At 73.3% G+C, this 14,793-nt stretch carries 14 protein-coding genes; 1 reads left to right on the plus strand and 13 read right to left on the minus strand.

Features of this window, described 5'->3' with window-relative positions:
* Positions 1–47 precede the first annotated feature (47 nt).
* The 5 genes from ACGGZK_RS14980 to infC form a co-directional block, all read right to left on the minus strand.
* Positions 48–860 carry an amino acid ABC transporter ATP-binding protein gene (locus ACGGZK_RS14980; RefSeq protein ID WP_395243421.1) on the minus strand — a complete coding sequence of 271 codons (813 nt, stop codon included), beginning with the start codon at positions 858–860 and terminating at the stop codon, positions 48–50.
* Positions 861–943: 83 nt separating this feature from the next.
* On the minus strand, positions 944–1,747 hold the full coding sequence (locus ACGGZK_RS14985; protein ID WP_395243422.1) for a TrmH family RNA methyltransferase: 804 nt from the start codon (positions 1,745–1,747) through the stop codon (positions 944–946).
* A gap of 122 nt (positions 1,748–1,869) precedes the next feature.
* Complete coding sequence (gene rplT, locus ACGGZK_RS14990) at positions 1,870–2,256, minus strand: 50S ribosomal protein L20 (protein WP_395243423.1); 387 nt, start codon at positions 2,254–2,256, stop codon at positions 1,870–1,872.
* A 32-nt stretch (positions 2,257–2,288) separates the two neighbouring features.
* Positions 2,289–2,483, minus strand: a complete 195-nt coding sequence (gene rpmI, locus ACGGZK_RS14995) for a 50S ribosomal protein L35 (RefSeq protein WP_121476620.1) — start codon at positions 2,481–2,483, stop codon at positions 2,289–2,291.
* Positions 2,484–2,534: 51 nt separating this feature from the next.
* A complete protein-coding gene (gene infC / locus ACGGZK_RS15000) occupies positions 2,535–3,161 on the minus strand; it encodes a translation initiation factor IF-3 (RefSeq protein WP_395246103.1) in 627 nt (208 codons plus the stop codon).
* A 375-nt stretch (positions 3,162–3,536) separates the two neighbouring features.
* On the opposite strand from infC, the gene ACGGZK_RS15005 reads away from it, so the two are divergent.
* Positions 3,537–3,839: a DUF1844 domain-containing protein gene (locus tag ACGGZK_RS15005; protein ID WP_395246104.1), complete on the plus strand. Its 303-nt coding sequence runs from the start codon at positions 3,537–3,539 to the stop codon at positions 3,837–3,839.
* 39 nt (positions 3,840–3,878) lie between these two features.
* Here ACGGZK_RS15005 and ACGGZK_RS15010 read toward each other — a convergent pair whose 3' ends face one another.
* The 8 genes from ACGGZK_RS15010 to ACGGZK_RS15045 form a co-directional block, all read right to left on the minus strand.
* Positions 3,879–4,658 (minus strand): DNA-formamidopyrimidine glycosylase family protein, encoded by a 780-nt coding sequence (locus tag ACGGZK_RS15010; RefSeq protein ID WP_395243424.1) that lies wholly within the window; start codon positions 4,656–4,658, stop codon positions 3,879–3,881.
* Positions 4,645–9,219 (minus strand): ATP-dependent helicase, encoded by a 4,575-nt coding sequence (locus tag ACGGZK_RS15015; RefSeq protein WP_395243425.1) that lies wholly within the window; start codon positions 9,217–9,219, stop codon positions 4,645–4,647. The genes ACGGZK_RS15010 and ACGGZK_RS15015 overlap by 14 nt, the downstream gene beginning before the upstream one ends.
* Before the next feature lie 39 nt (positions 9,220–9,258).
* On the minus strand, positions 9,259–10,641 hold the full coding sequence (locus tag ACGGZK_RS15020) for a pyridoxal phosphate-dependent decarboxylase family protein (protein WP_395243426.1): 1,383 nt from the start codon (positions 10,639–10,641) through the stop codon (positions 9,259–9,261).
* Positions 10,642–10,748: 107 nt separating this feature from the next.
* Positions 10,749–11,573: an SseB family protein gene (locus tag ACGGZK_RS15025; RefSeq protein WP_395243427.1), complete on the minus strand. Its 825-nt coding sequence runs from the start codon at positions 11,571–11,573 to the stop codon at positions 10,749–10,751.
* Complete coding sequence (priA, locus tag ACGGZK_RS15030) at positions 11,557–12,303, minus strand: bifunctional 1-(5-phosphoribosyl)-5-((5-phosphoribosylamino)methylideneamino)imidazole-4-carboxamide isomerase/phosphoribosylanthranilate isomerase PriA (protein WP_395243428.1); 747 nt, start codon at positions 12,301–12,303, stop codon at positions 11,557–11,559. Before priA ends, ACGGZK_RS15025 begins: the two co-directional genes overlap by 17 nt.
* A gap of 98 nt (positions 12,304–12,401) precedes the next feature.
* The gene (hisH, locus tag ACGGZK_RS15035; RefSeq protein WP_395243429.1) at positions 12,402–13,040 is read right to left on the minus strand and encodes an imidazole glycerol phosphate synthase subunit HisH; all 639 of its coding nucleotides are present in this window, start codon (positions 13,038–13,040) and stop codon (positions 12,402–12,404) included.
* Positions 13,037–13,648 carry an imidazoleglycerol-phosphate dehydratase HisB gene (hisB, locus tag ACGGZK_RS15040; protein WP_395243430.1) on the minus strand — a complete coding sequence of 204 codons (612 nt, stop codon included), beginning with the start codon at positions 13,646–13,648 and terminating at the stop codon, positions 13,037–13,039. Before hisB ends, hisH begins: the two co-directional genes overlap by 4 nt.
* A complete protein-coding gene (locus ACGGZK_RS15045) occupies positions 13,645–14,760 on the minus strand; it encodes a histidinol-phosphate transaminase (protein ID WP_395243431.1) in 1,116 nt (371 codons plus the stop codon). The genes hisB and ACGGZK_RS15045 overlap by 4 nt, the downstream gene beginning before the upstream one ends.
* Positions 14,761–14,793 lie beyond the last annotated feature (33 nt).

Raw genomic sequence — 14,793 nt, forward strand, 5'->3', positions numbered from 1 at the left:
TCCGTGTGGTTCCCCGCCGCTCGTGGCAGCCGAGGTCGTGGTCCGGCCTAGTGCTCGAGGATCTTCGACAGGAAGTCCTTGGCGCGGTCGGAAGTCGGGTGGTCGAAGAACTGCGCCGGCGGCGCCTCCTCGACGATGCGGCCGTCCGCCATGAAGAGCACGCGGTCGGCGGCGCGGCGGGCGAAGCCCATCTCGTGGGTGACGACGATCATCGTCATGCCCTGCTCGGCGAGGCCGACCATGACGTCGAGCACCTCGTTGATCATCTCCGGGTCGAGGGCGCTCGTCGGCTCGTCCATGAGGATGAGCTTCGGGTTCATCGCGAGCGACCTCGCGATCGCGACGCGCTGCTGCTGCCCTCCGGAGAGCTGCGCGGGGAGCTTCTTCGCCTGGTTCGCGACGCCGACGCGCTCGAGCAGTTCCATCGCCTTCGCCTCGGCCTGCTTGCGGGGCACCCGCTTCACCTTGATCGGCGCGAGCGTCACGTTCTCGAGGACCGTCTTGTGGGCGAACAGGTTGAACGACTGGAACACCATGCCGACGTCGGCCCGCATGTGCGCGAGCGCCTTGCCCTCCTCGGGCAGCCGCTCGCCGTCGATCGTGATGGTGCCCGAGTCGATCGTCTCGAGCCGGTTGATGGCCCGGCACAGCGTCGACTTCCCGGAGCCCGACGGCCCGATGACGACGACGACCTCGCCGCGGTTCACCACCGTGTGGATGTCGTTGAGCACGTGCAGGTCGCCGAAGTGCTTGTCGACGTGCTCGATCACCACCAGCGGCTCGCCGCGCCGGACGCTGATGTTCGACGTGGCCGGGGCCGGCTGCCCCGGCGGCGCGGGGTTCGGCTGCGAGGAGGTCATCCCCCCAAACTAGGCACACGGGCCGATGGGCGCCACGGGGTGGACCCGGCGGTTATCGTTTCGTGATTCGGGCGGCCGCCGCCTCAGCTGCTGCGATGCGCGAATGCGCTCTCGTAGAGGCACACCGAGGCGGCGGTCGCGAGGTTCATCGACTCGGCATGCCCGTAGATCGGCACCGTGACGACCCGGTCGGCCAGTTCCAACTGCTCGTCGGCGAGGCCGTGGGCCTCGTTGCCGAACAGCCATGCGGTCGGCCCGTCGAGCACGCCCTCCTGGCGCACCTCGAGCAGGTCGACGCCCTTCACGTCCGCGGCGAGCACGGTGAGCCCGGCCTCGCGGGCCCGGCCGAGCACGTCGGCGAGGTCCGCGTCGACGGCGACCGGGAGGTGGAAGATCGAGCCGGTCGTGGACCGCACGACCTTCGGGTTGTACAGGTCGACGGCGCGGCCGGTGAAGACCACCGCATCCGCGCCCGCGGCGTCGGCGGCCCGCACGATGGTGCCCGCGTTGCCGGGGTCGCGCACCTCCTCGAGGATCGCGATCAGCCGCGGACCGCTCGCGAACACGTCGCGCACCGCCGTCGGGAACTGCCGGCACACCGCGACGAATCCCTGCGGGGTCACCGTGTCGGCCATCGACTCCAGCACGGCCTCGGTGACGAACTCGACGTCGATGCCCGCGTCGCGTGCGGCGTCGGCGACGGCCGGGTGCCGTTCCAGCGCGGTCGGCGTCGCGAAGAGCTCGACGAGCAGTTCGGGACGGAACGCGAGCGCCTCGGCGACCGCCTGCGGGCCCTCGAGGAGGAACAGGCCGCTCTCCTGCCGAGCGGGCTTCTTCGCCAGCTTCGCGACGGCGCGCACGCGCGGGGAACGGGGATTCTCGAGCATGGCACCAGTCTAGGGAGCGGCTCGGCGCGGGCCGGGACATCCGCGGTCGGGGCATCCGCCCGGAGACGCAGAACGGCCCGGCACCCCGAGGGGTGCCGGGCCGAAGGCTGCGGAGATCGCGCTTACGCGGCGTTCTTCGGGGCCGAGGTGTCGGCCGGGAGCGCCTGCTTGGCGGACTCGACGAGCGCCGCGAAGGTGGCGGGCTCGTTCACGGCGAGCTCGGCGAGGATGCGACGGTCGACCTCGATGCCGGCCAGGCCGAGGCCCTGGATGAGGCGGTTGTAGGTGAGGCCGTGCTGACGCGAGGCCGCGTTGATGCGCTGGATCCAGAGGCGACGGAAGTCGCCCTTGCGCGCACGCCGGTCGGCGTAGCTGTAGACGAGGGAGTGGGTGACCTGCTCCTTCGCCTTGCGGTAGAGGCGCGAACGCTGGCCGCGGTAGCCCTCGGCGCGCTCGAGGATGACCCGACGCTTCTTGTGCGCATTGACTGCGCGCTTCACTCTTGCCATGACTCTGTTTCTTCCTTACGGTTCGGACCGGCTCAGCGGCCGAGCAGCTTGTTGATGACCTTGGCGTCGGGCGCCGAGAGGACCTTGTCCTGGTTGAGGCGGCGGGTGCGCACCGAGGACTTGCCCTCGAGGTTGTGCCGCATGCCGGCCTGCTGCTTCTTCAGCTTGCCGGTGCCGGTGATCTTGAAGCGCTTCTTGGCCCCGGAGTGGGTCTTCTGCTTCGGCATCTCGTGTCTCTCCTTGGATCTGCCGTCACGCGGGTGACGGAGGGGGTGGTGCTAGGCGTCGCCCTCGGTGGACGCCGCCGCCTGCGGCTCGGCCTCGACCGGGGCATCCGCCTCCGGCCGCGCCTTCGCCGCAGCACGCTGTGCATTCGCCTCCGCCTTGGCGTCGGACTTGTTCTTCAGAGGAGCGATGACCATGACCATGTTGCGGCCGTCGATCGTGGGGTTGTGCTCGACCGTGCCGAACTCCACCACGTCCTCGGCGAAACGCTGGAGCAGGCGGACGCCCATCTCGGGGCGCGACTGCTCGCGCCCGCGGAAGAGGATCATCGCCTTGACCTTGTCGCCGGCCTTGAGGAAGCCGATGGCGCGCTTCATCTTGGTCTCATAGTCGTGCTTGTCGATCTTGAGGCGGAAGCGGACCTCCTTGAGGACCGTGTTCGCCTGGTTGCGCCGGGCTTCCTTCGCCTTCTGCGCCGCCTCGTACTTGTACTTGCCGTAGTCCATGATCTTGACGACCGGCGGACGCGAGTTCGGTGCGACCTCGACCAGGTCGAGGTCGGCCTCCTGCGCGAGCCGCAGGGCCACCTCGATCTTCACGACGCCGACCTGCTCTCCGCCAGGTCCCACGAGGCGGACCTCGGGGACGCGGATACGGTCGTTGGTACGCGGATCGCTGATGCGTGTCTCCTCTGCTCGAGCGTTGCTCTCTGATGGCTCAAACGCGAGGCGGTCGCCTCCCGATGGCGAGAGCGGAGATCCACGCATGACACCCCGCGGATCGCTCCGCGAGGCTCATACGGCACCCTGTCTACTCACGGCCTTCTGCATGGAGCAGGCGGCGCGCGAGCGGAGTGCAACGACCCGGTAACCTTGATGAAGCGGTATGCGCGGGTGGGAGAATCTCCACTTTCGTACCGGGGACAAGCCCCGGAGCCCGAAACAGTCTAGCAGAGGAAGTCTGTGTTCAACACGCCGGACGAGTCCACCCCCGACCACGACCACCAGGACCTCGCCGATCCGGCCGATGCCGCCGTCGCCGACGCGACCCGCGACATCGCCGACGTGCCCGCCGTCGAGGTCATCACGACCGCCGCGGTGCACCTCATGAGCGCCGCCGCCGTGAAGGTCGGCCTCGCCGACGACCCGGCCTCGCAGACCGACCTCGACGAGGCCCGCAAGCTCATCAACGCCCTCGCCGGGCTCATCACCGCCGGCGCCCCGGAGATCAGCGACATGCACGCCCGGTCGCTGCGCGACGGCCTCCGGTCGCTGCAGCTCGCGTTCCGTGAGGCCTCGACCATCCCCGACGCGATCGGCCAGGGCCCCGGCGAGAAGTGGACCGGCCCGGTCAACTGACCCGCCGCGCCCGCCGCGCGGCCGCTCCGTCCGCGCGGCTCAGCGCTGGCAGTTCGGGCACCAGAACGTGACCCGCTCCTCGAGTTCGGTCCGCCCGAGTTCGCCGCGCTCGATCCGCGTGCCGCACCGACGGCACGGCTCCCCCGCCCGGCCGTAGACCCACAGTCGCGCGCCTCGGCGGTCGACGCCCGTGGTGACACGGGCGACGCGGTCGCGGTTCGCGACGATCAGCCGGCGACCGAGGTCGACGACGGCCCCCGGGTCGGGTACCTCGCCGACCGGTCGCTGCGGGCGGATGCCCCGCAGGAAGCACAGCTCGTTGGCGTAGACGTTGCCGAGGCCGGCGAGGTTCCGCTGGTCGAGGAGGGCGACGGCGACCGGCACCGCCGGGTCGGCCGTGACCCGTCGCACCGCCTCGGCGGCGTCCCAGTCCGGGCCGAGCAGGTCGGGGCCGAGGTACCCGACGGCGTCCTCCTCCGCCGCGCGCGGGATCACCTCGAGGACGCCGAGCTCGAACCCGACCGCGACGGCGTCGCGGTTCTCGAGCACGGCGCGCACGAGATGGGCGGGCCGGTTCCAGCGCTCCCCGGGCCGGAACACCCGCCAACTGCCCTCCATCTTCAGGTGCGAGTGCACCGTGAGGTCGCCGGCCCGCACGAGCAGGTGCTTGCCGCGTGCGGCGACCTCGTCGACCACCCGGCCGGCGAGGTCGACCGTCGCGAAGCGCGGCACGCGGAAGTCGGTGCGCGTCAGCTCCCGGCCCTCGAGGGCGGCGCGCAGCCGGGCCGCCGTCTGGTGGACGGTGTCACCCTCTGGCATCGATCCGGAGCCCCTTCGGCGTCTCACCGAACCCGGCGGCGCGGAGCGCGGCACCGAGCGGCGAGCCCAGCACGAACGCGCCGTTGACGCTCTCGACGGCGAGCCGGCGGACCCGCCCGCCGCGCACCAGCCCGGCGAGCGCGGTCGCTGCGGCGGCGAGCCGTCGGGCGCCCACCTCATCGGCATCGTCGACGTAGGACAGCACGGTCTTGCCGCCGCGCTCGACGTAGAGCACGAGCTCGCCGTCGGCCAGGACGACGATCGCGCCCGCCTTCCGCGCCGCGCGGTGGGAGCTCTCCCCCGGCGGATCCGGCCAGGGCAGCGCCGCTCCGTAGGCGTTCGCCGGGTCGGTCGCCGCGAGCGCGACGACGTTCGGCTCCTCGCCGGGGCGGTCGTCGCGATCGGCGTAGCCGCGCAACCGGTCGACGGCGCCCGGCGCGGCGAACTGCGCCGCACCGAGCTTCTCGACGAAGTAGCCGCGCCGCGACCGGCCCGACTCCTCGAAGCCGCTCAGCGTGCGGTAGACGAGCGCGAACCCGCCGACCACCCCCTCGGCGACCGCCGTGCCGCGCGTGACGAGCCCGTAGCGGTCGAGCATCGTCTCGCCGAGCGCATGCGCCCGGCGGGTGGCGTCGTCGTCGGGGACGGGCAGGATCGACCAGCGCCCGGCGACCGACGGCGGGCCGGTGCGGCTCGGCATCGTGGCCCGCGGCAGGGCCCGCCCGCGGAGCATCCTCGACCGCGGCGTCGGCCGCGCGGCCCGGTGCGAACTGCGACCGCCGGCGACGAGCGCGCGGACCGGGGCGAAGGTGTCGTTGGTCACGAGCCCCGACCACGCGAGACCCCAGAGCGCCTCGACGAGCTCGTCGTCGGCGACGGGCCGCCCGGCGGCGCCGGACGACGGGTCGAACTCCCCGAACCGGCCGACGGCGTCGGCGAGTTGCCGGAAGAAGTACGCGCCGCCGCTGCCGAGCGCGACGAGCACCTCGCGCTGCAGGGCCGTGGTCTCGGGGTCGGGTGGCGGGCTCATGGTGAGCGGGGCCGACTCGGCGAGGTGCAGGGTGACCCAGCCGTCGTCCCCCGCGAGTGCGCCTGCGCCGGCCCACACCACCTCGCCGGTGGCCATGAGCTCGTCGAGCATGGTGGGGCTGTAGTCGGAGACCCGCGCCGGGAGCACGAGCGACTCCCACGCCGATGCCGGCAGGCGCGCGCCCTCGAGCTGCTCGATCGTGGCGAGCACCCCGTCGATCCCGCGCAACGGCCGGCCGATGTGCTGCCACTCGGGCAGGAACCGGGCGAGCACCCGCTGCGGCACGGGCTCGACCTCGTGCCGGAGCGCGGCGAGCGACCGGCGCCGGAGTCGCCGGAGCACCTCGGCATCGCACCACTCGGTCGCCGTACCGTTGGGGCGGAACTCCCCCTCGACGACCCGGCGCTCGTCGGCGAGCCGCCGCAACGCCGCCTTCGCGACGGCCACGCCGATGCCGAACCGCCCGGCGACCTCCTCGGCCGCGAACGGCCCGTGCGTGCGCGCATAGCGACCGATGAGGTCGCCCAGGGGGTCGCCCACGTGCTCCGTGAACGCGACCGCGACGCCGGGCGGCACCGGCACGCCGAGTGCGTCGCGGAGCCGGCCGACGTCCTCGACGGCTGCCACGTGCTCACGACCGGCGAACGTGAGGCGCACCGCCCTGCGGGCGACGACGAGCTCGTCGACCGCGGTGGACGGATCCGTCTCGTCGGCTACGCGCGCCGCGACTTCTTCGGCCGTGAGCGGCCCGAGCAGGCGGAGCAGGTCGGCGATGCCCTCGGCGCCGCGGACGCGCCGGTCTTCGGCGAGCCGCTGGAGTTCCCGCTCGGTCTGCTCGATGACCCCCGGGTCGAGCAGCTCGCGCAGCTCGACGCGGCCGAGCAGCTCGCCGAGCAGGGCGGCGTCGATCGCGAGCGCCGCGGCCCGGCGTTCGGCCAGCGGCGAGTCGCCCTCGTACATGAACGCACCGACGTAGCCGAACAGCAGCGAGCTCGCGAACGGGCTCGGCACCTCGGTCGTCGTCTCGGCGAGCCGCACGCGGCGCGCGCCGATGTCGCGGGCGAGCTCGACGAGCGCGGGCACGTCGTAGACGTCCTGGAGGACCTCGCGCACGGTCTCGAGGATGATCGGGAAGGTCGGAAAGGCGCTGGCGACCTCGAGCAGCTGCGCCGAGCGCTGCCGCTGCTGCCAGAGCGGCGACCGCCTCCCGGGCTGGTAGTTCGGCAGCAGCAGCGCGCGGGCCGCGCACTCGCGGAACCGGCTCGCGAACAGCGCCGAGCCGCCCACCTCGTCGGTGACGAGCTGCTCGAGCTCCTCGGGCTCGAAGACGAACAGGTCTGTCCCGGGCGGGTCGACGCCCGTATCGGGAATGCGCACGATGATGCCGTCGTCGGCGGCGACGGCCGCCCCGTCGACCCCGTGCCGCTCGCGCACGCGCGCCGCGACCGCGAGCGCCCACGGCGCGTGCACCGGCATGCCGAACGGCGAGTGCAGGATGACGCGCCAGTCGCCGAGCTCATCGCGCGTGCGCTCGACGACGAGCGTGCGGTCGCTCGGCACGTGCCCCGTCGCCCGCGACTGGTCGGCGAGGAACGCGATGAGGTTGTCGGCGGCGTACCCGTCGAGCCCGGCGGCGGTGATGCGGCTGCGGGCGTCGGCCTCCTCGGCCGACGACACCTCCCGCATGAAGGCCCCGAGCGCCCGCCCGAGCTCGGCGGGGCGCCCGAGCCCGTCGCCCTTCCAGAACGGCACGCGACCGGGCTGGCCGAATGCGGGCACGACGTTCACGCGGTCGAAGGTGATCTCCTGGATCCGCCAGCTCGTCGCGCCGAGCGCGAAGACGTCGCCGACGCGCGACTCGTACACCATCTCCTCGTCGAGCTCGCCGACCCGGCGACCGCCCGCCTCGTCGCCCACGAGGAACACCCCGAACATGCCGCGGTCGGGGATCGTGCCGCCGCTCGTGACCGCGAGGCGCTGCGCACCCGGGCGCCCGGTGATGGTGCCGGCCTCGCGGTCCCACACCACCCGCGGACGCAGCTCGCCGAAGCGATCGGACGGGTAGCGACCCGCGAGGAGGTCGAGCGTCGCCTCGTACGCCGACCGCGGCAGCGAGGCGAACGGGGCGGTCCGGCGCACGGCGTCGAACCAGCCGTCGACGTCGAGCGGGTCGACGGCGGCCGCCGCGATCGTCTGCTGCGCGAGGATGTCGAGCGGATTCGCCGGCACGCGCATCGTCTCGATCGCCCCGGCGAGCATCCGCTCGCTCGTGACCGCGGCGTGCACGAGGTCGGCGCGCTGCTTCGGGAAGATCACGCCGCGCGAGACCTCCCCCACCTGGTGGCCGGCACGGCCGAGCCGCTGGAGGCCGCTCGAGACCGACGGCGGTGCCTCGACCTGCACGACGAGGTCGACGGCGCCCATGTCGATGCCGAGCTCGAGGCTCGACGTCGCCACCACGCAGCGCAACCGCCCGCTCTTCAGGTCGTCCTCGATCTCGGCGCGCTGCTCCTTGCTGACGGAACCGTGGTGCGCTCGGGCGAGCACGGGCGGCGCCCCGGACGTCTGCCCCGACTGCGCCATGACCGCGGCCGGCGGTCCGGCGGTCGACGCCGACACGAACAGGGCCTCGCGTTCGGATGCCTCGAGCGCGAGCTCGTTCAGGCGCGCGGTGAGCCGCTCGGCGAGGCGCCGCGAGTTCGCGAAGACGATCGACGAGCGGTTCTGCAGCACCTGGTCGAGGATCGCCTCCTCGACATGCGGCCAGATCGACCCCGTCGCGTCGTCGCTGGCGGGCAGCCGGGCCATGTCCTCGACGGGCACGACGACCCGCAGGTCGAACCGCTTCTCGCTCGGCGGGGCGACGACCTCGACCGGGGCCGCCGCGCTCAGGAACCGCGCCACCTCCTCGACGGGCCGCACGGTCGCCGACAGGCCGATCCGCTGGGCCGGCTTCGGCAGCAGCGCGTCGAGGCGTTCGAGCGACAGCGCGAGGTGCGCGCCCCGCTTCGTCGACGCGACCGCGTGGATCTCGTCGACGATCACCGTCTCGACGGTGCGCAGGGTGTCACGGGCCTGCGAGGTCAGCATGAGGAACAGCGACTCGGGCGTCGTGATGAGGATGTCGGGCGGCGTCCGCAGCAGCGCGCGGCGCTCGTTGGCGGGGGTGTCGCCCGAGCGGACCCCGACGCTGACGTGCGGCGGCTCGACGCCGAGCCGCTCGGAGACCCGGGCGATGCCCGTGAGCGGCGCGCGCAGGTTGCGTTCGACGTCGACGCCGAGCGCCTTCAGCGGCGACAGGTAGAGCACCCGGGTCCCTGGTTCCGTCGGCGGCGGCTCGGCGTGGAGCCGGTCGATCGCCGACAGGAACGCCGACAGCGTCTTGCCCGAGCCCGTCGGGGCGACGACCAGCGCGTGCGCGCCGCGCCCGATCGCCCGCCACGCGGCGGCCTGCACCGCGGTCGGCGCACGGAACGACTCGGCGAACCACGTGCGCGTGGCTTCCGAGAAGGCGTCGAGCGGCGCATCCACCCCTCCATCCTGCCGCCGACCGGCGACATTCCGGAGGGGTCAGCCCCGGAGCGCCCGCCGCACCGCCGCGAGGGTCGCCTCGACGGCCGAGGCATCCGTGCCCCGGTTGCTCACCGAGAACCGCAGGATGTCGCGGCCCCGCCAGTGCGACGGATGCGCGAGCGCGACGCCGTCGGCGTCGAGCACCCGCGCCAGCGCGGCGACGTCGCGGCCGTCGAACGCGGCGCACACCTGCGTGAACACCACGTCGTTGAGCACCTCGACGCCGGGCATCCCGCGCAGCCCTTCGGCGAGGCCGGTGGCGGCCGCGACCAGCCCGTCGACGAGGGCGGCGACCCCGTCGCGGCCGAGCGCGCGGAGCGCGGCGTAGGTCGGCACGCCGCGCGCCCGCCGTGAGAGCTCCAGCACCCGGTCGGAGACGTCGATGCCCGACTCGGCCGCAGGCAGGTACGCGGCGTGCATGGCCATCGCCGCGACGAGCGCGGCCGGGTCGGCGACGGCGACGATGCCGGCGTCGTACGGGACGTTGAGCGTCTTGTGCGCGTCGGTCGCCCACGAGTCCGCGCGCTCGACGCCCGCGACGAGGTGCCTCGTCCGCGGACTCGCCGCCGCCCACAGTCCGAAGGCGCCGTCGACGTGCACCCACGTGCCGGCGCCGTGCGCGAGCTCCACGGATGCCTCGAACGGGTCGGATGCCCCGGAGTGCACGTTGCCCGCCTGGAGGCACACGATCGCCGGCCCGTCGCCCTCGGCGAGGGCGGCCTCGAGCGCGTCCGGCCGGATGCGGCCCTGGTCGTCGGCGGCGACGTCGACCGGCAACCCGAGCCCGAGCACGCGGAGCGCGACGTCGACCGACGGGTGGTGCTCGGCGCCCGCCAGCACCCGGATGCGCGGCGCGCCCTGGATGCCGTAGCGCAGGTCGTCCCAGCCGGCGCGTGCGAGCACCGCGTGCCGGGCGGCGGCGAGGGCGACGAGGTTCGCGGTCGTCGCACCGGTGGTGAAGCCCGCGACCGTCGACGCCGGCAGGCCCAGCAGGTCGCACGCCCACTCCCCGGCGAGTTCCTCGGCCGCGCTGACGCCCGGCGCCATGTCGCGCAGGACGGTGTTCTGGTCCCACGCGCTCACCAGCCAGTCGGCGGCGAGTGCCGCCGGGGCGGTGCCGCCGATGACCCAGCCGTAGAAGCGGGGCGACTGCATGACCATGAGGCCGGGCTCCACGGCGGCGGCGAGCGCCTCAACGACCTCGGTCGCGTCCGAGCCGTGCTCGGGCAGCCGCCGCCCGAGGGCGTCCTTCACCTGCTCGACACCGGCCCGCGGGGCGATCGGCCGCTCGGCGACGCCGTCGATCCAGCGGCCGGCGAGTCGTGCGGCGGACTCCATCGGCGCGCGGTACTCGTCGCCGAACCGGGATGCGGGCTCCATCGCTCCTCCTCCGCCGCGATTCTCGCGCCCGTCGGGCGGCGCGGCAAGCGCGAGGCATCCGGTCGCGCACTCGGCGAGGCATCCGACCGGCGGTCTCCGATCCTCCGCTACGAGGCTGAGCGGAGCCGCACCTTGAGCGAGTCGACCCCCGTCGCGATCGCGTCGTCGGCCGCCCAGCGCTGCGCCAGGCGCGCGAGCACGGCGTCGAGCTCGGCGCGCTCGAGGCCCGACATGAGCTCGAGCTCGACGATGAGCTCCGGACCGCGCAGCCGCGCCTCGGGGTCGCCGTCGACGAGCGCGACGCCGAGCACCGACAGCTCGGTGGCCACCGACCGCTCGAAGGCGGAGCGGATCTCGCCCGACTCCGCGGCCGGCCGCCACGCGAGGCCCTGGGCGACGGCCCAGACCGCCGGGCGACGCAGGCCGAACTCGGTCGCCGACCCCGGGTCGAGCACGACCAGGTCGGTGCCGTCGTCGGCCGCCGCGAGCGCGACCCGCACGCCGTCGGCCGGTACCGGCCGGGCGACCGGGTTCCACGTGCGCATCGCGTCGACCGAGCTGAACACGGGCAGCACGGCCCGGCCGCCGGGGCCGGCGACGGTGACGATCGAGAGCTCCTGGCTCTTCTCGATCGCGAGTCCGTGCTCGCCGACCTCCGTGCCGCCATCGCCGAGCTGCGCGAGCAGCGGGATGAGCAGCCGCGACGTCGCGAAGGCCTGGACCACGTCGACGGGACCCCCGTCGCCGTCGCGGAAGCGCCGGAGCGCCGCGATCAGGTGCGGCGGAGCGCTGCCGTCGTCAGCGGCGTGCGCGTTCGACTCGAACGAGCGGCCGGCCCAGGGCCGGCCCGCCGAGTCGCCGCGACCGCCGGGCGAGCGATGGTCGTCAGCCGTGCGACCGTCGTCGCCCGAGCCGTCAGTGGGACGCGACATCCAGCGCCTCGGGGAGCGTGAACGCCCCCGCGTAGAGCGCCTTGCCGACGATCGCGCCCTCGAGGCCGAGCGGCACCAGCTCGCGGAGCGCGGCGATGTCGTCGAGGCTCGAGATGCCGCCCGAGGCGACGACGGGGCGGCGCGTGCGCTCCATGACCTGGCGGAGCAGGTCGACGTTCGGGCCCTGCAGCGTGCCGTCCTTCGTGACGTCGGTGACGACGTAGCGGGCCGCGCCCGCTTCCTCGAGCCGGTCCATGACCGCCCAGAGGTCGCCGCCGTCCTTCGTCCAGCCGCGCGCCGCGAGCGTGGTGCCGCGCACGTCGAGGCCGACCGCGATCGCCTCGCCGTACTGCGCGATGACCGACGCCGCCCACTCCGGGTTCTCGAGCGCCGCGGTGCCGAGGTTGATGCGCTTCGCGCCGATCTCGAGCGCGTGCTCGAGCGACGCGTCGTCGCGGATGCCGCCGGACAGCTCGACGTTCACGCCGCGGACCTGGCGGATGACCTTCTTCAGCACACCGCCGTTGGAGCCGCGGCCGAAGGCCGCGTCGAGGTCGACGAGGTGGATCCACTCGGCGCCCTGATCGGCCCACTCGACCGCCGCGTCGACCGGGTCGCCGTAGCTGGTCTCGGTGCCCGCCTCGCCCTTCGTCAGGCGGACGGCCTTGCCCCCGGCCACGTCGACCGCCGGAAGCAGCACCAGACGGGGGGTCTTGTTGAACTCACTCATCACTGTCCTCGAATCGGATGCCGCGGACGCGGCGTTCGGCACAGTCACAACATCCTAGTCGCGTCGTGACCGCGCCGCTGAACACTCCTGAGCCGGGCTCAGTCGAGCGACCCGAGCCAGTTCGCGAGGAGCCGGATGCCCGCCTCCGACGACTTCTCGGGGTGGAACTGGGTCGCCATCAGCGGGCCGTTCTCGACCGCCGCGAGGAAGCGGCCGCCGTGCTCGGCCCACGTCAGGCGCGGGGTCGGGAACGGCGGCATGACGTCGAGCGTCCACTCCTGCGCCGCGAACGAGTGCACGAAGTAGAACCGCTCGTCCTCGATCCCATCGAACAGCACCGACCCGGCGTCGGGCTGCACGGTGTTCCAGCCCATGTGCGGGAGCACCGGGGCCGGCAGTTCGCGCACGGTGCCGGGCCACTCGCCGAGGCCCTCCGTGTCGACGCCGCGCTCGACGCCGTGTTCGAAGAACACCTGCATGCCGACGCAGACGCCGAGCACGGGACGCCCGCCGGCAAGACGGCGGTCGATGATCTCGTCGCCGCGAACGGCGCGCAGCTGGTCCATGACGGCCTTGAACGCGCCGACGCCCGGCACGAACAGTCCGTCGGCCTCGAGCGCCGCCGTGCGGTCGCTCGTCACCTCGACCTCGGCACCGGCTCGCTGCAGCGCCTTCGCCGCCGAGTGGATGTTGCCCGACCCGTAGTCGAGCACCACCACGCGCCGCGACCGGGTCACAGGGCGCCCTTCGTCGACGGGATCCCCTGCACCAGGGGGTCGGGCGCCTTCGCCTGCCGGAACGCGCGGGCGAACGCCTTGAACTCGCTCTCGGCGATGTGGTGCGGGTCGCGGCCGCCGAGCACCGTGACGTGCACGGTCAGGCCGGCGTTGAAGGTGATCGCCTCGAAGACGTGGCGCACCATCGATCCGGTGAAGTGCCCGCCGATGAGGTGGTACTCGAAGCCCGCGGGCTCCCCGGTGTGCACGAGGAACGGCCGGCCCGAGATGTCGACCACCGCCTGGGTGAGCGCCTCGTCGAGCGGCACGAGCGCGTCGCCGTACCGGGAGATGCCGCGCTTGTCGCCGAGCGCCTCCCGGATGGCCTGGCCGAGCACGATGCCCACGTCCTCCACCGTGTGGTGGACGTCGATGTGGGTGTCACCCGTGGCGCGCACGTGGAGGTCGGTCAGCGAGTGCTTCGCGAACGCGGTCAGCAGGTGGTCGTAGAACGGCACGCCGGTCTCGATGTCGCTCGTGCCGGAGCCGTCGAGGTCGACCGACAGGTCGATGCTCGATTCGCTCGTCGCACGCTGCACGCGGGCGGTGCGCCCGCTCGGGGAGGTCATGACGCCATCCTATTCGGGCCGTCGGATCCCGGTCGGCCCGGCGCGAACGCGGCGATCGCCTCGAGGAACGCGGTCGTCTCGGTCTCGGTGCCGGCGGTCACGCGCAGGCTGTTCGGCAGGCCGATGTCCCGGATCAGGATGCCCTGCTCCAGCAGTGCCTCGAACACGGCGTGCGGGTCGTCGACCCCGCCGAAGAGCACGAAGTTCGACCCGCTGCGGTACGGGTGGAACCCGAGGCGGGCGAGCTCGTCGAAGATCCGCTCGCGCTGGGCGCGGATCTCGTCGACCATGGCCAGCATCTCCCCCGAGTGCGCGAGCGCGCCGAGCGCCGCCGCCTGCGTGAGCGCCGACAGGTGGTACGGGAGGCGCACGAGCCGGAGCGCGTCGGTGAGGGCCGGGTCGGCGGCGAGGTAGCCGACTCGGGCCCCCGCGAACGCGAAGGCCTTGCTCATGGTGCGCGACACCACGAGGCGCGGGTGACCGGGCAGGAGCGTGAGCGCGCTCGGCGTGCCGGGGTCGGCGAACTCGTGGTACGCCTCGTCGACGATGACGATGCCGCGCGCCTCGTCGGCGACCGCACGGATCGTCTCGATCGACAGCGGCGTGCCGGTCGGGTTGTTCGGCGCGCAGAGGAACACGACGCCGGGGTCGTGCTCGCGGATCGCGGCGACGGCGGTCTCGGGGCTCAGCTCGTACTCGTCATCGCGGCCGGCGGCGATCCACTCGGTGCCGGTGCCCGCCGAGAGCAGCGTGTACATCGAATAGGTCGGCGCGAACCCGAGCGCTCGGCGACCCGGGCCGCCGAATGCCTGGAGCAGGTGCTGGAGGACCTCGTTCGATCCGTTGGCGGCCCAGATCTGCGCGGGGTCGAGGCCGTGGCCGAGGTACGCGGCGAGGGCCGTGCGCAGCTCGGTGAACTCGCGATCGGGGTAGCGGTTCAGGCCGATGATCGCGGCGGCGACGCGGGCGACGATGTCGTGCGCGACGTCCTCGGGAATCGGATGCGTGTTCTCGTTGACGTTGAGGGCGACCGGGACGACCTTCTGCGGGGCACCGTACGGGGACTTGCCTCTGAGGTCGTCTCGGATGGGCAGATCATCGAGACTCGTCACCCGAACATGCTAATCGCGGGTCGCCGCGGCCCC

The sequence above is a fragment of the Agromyces sp. MMS24-K17 genome (genome assembly GCF_043950245.1).
Lineage (GTDB): Bacteria > Actinomycetota > Actinomycetes > Actinomycetales > Microbacteriaceae > Agromyces.

Bases quoted from the DNA above. Each gene is read 5' to 3' on its own strand.
- ACGGZK_RS14980 (WP_395243421.1), bottom strand. From the start codon at position 860: ATGACCTCCTCGCAGCCGAACCCCGCGCCGCCGGGGCAGCCGGCCCCG.
- ACGGZK_RS14985 (WP_395243422.1), bottom strand. From the start codon at position 1,747: ATGCTCGAGAATCCCCGTTCCCCGCGCGTGCGCGCCGTCGCGAAGCTG.
- rplT (WP_395243423.1), bottom strand. From the start codon at position 2,256: ATGGCAAGAGTGAAGCGCGCAGTCAATGCGCACAAGAAGCGTCGGGTC.
- rpmI (WP_121476620.1), bottom strand. From the start codon at position 2,483: ATGCCGAAGCAGAAGACCCACTCCGGGGCCAAGAAGCGCTTCAAGATC.
- ACGGZK_RS15010 (WP_395243424.1), bottom strand. From the start codon at position 4,658: ATGCCAGAGGGTGACACCGTCCACCAGACGGCGGCCCGGCTGCGCGCC.
- ACGGZK_RS15020 (WP_395243426.1), bottom strand. From the start codon at position 10,641: ATGGAGCCCGCATCCCGGTTCGGCGACGAGTACCGCGCGCCGATGGAG.
- ACGGZK_RS15025 (WP_395243427.1), bottom strand. From the start codon at position 11,573: ATGTCGCGTCCCACTGACGGCTCGGGCGACGACGGTCGCACGGCTGAC.
- priA (WP_395243428.1), bottom strand. From the start codon at position 12,303: ATGAGTGAGTTCAACAAGACCCCCCGTCTGGTGCTGCTTCCGGCGGTC.
- hisB (WP_395243430.1), bottom strand. From the start codon at position 13,648: ATGACCTCCCCGAGCGGGCGCACCGCCCGCGTGCAGCGTGCGACGAGC.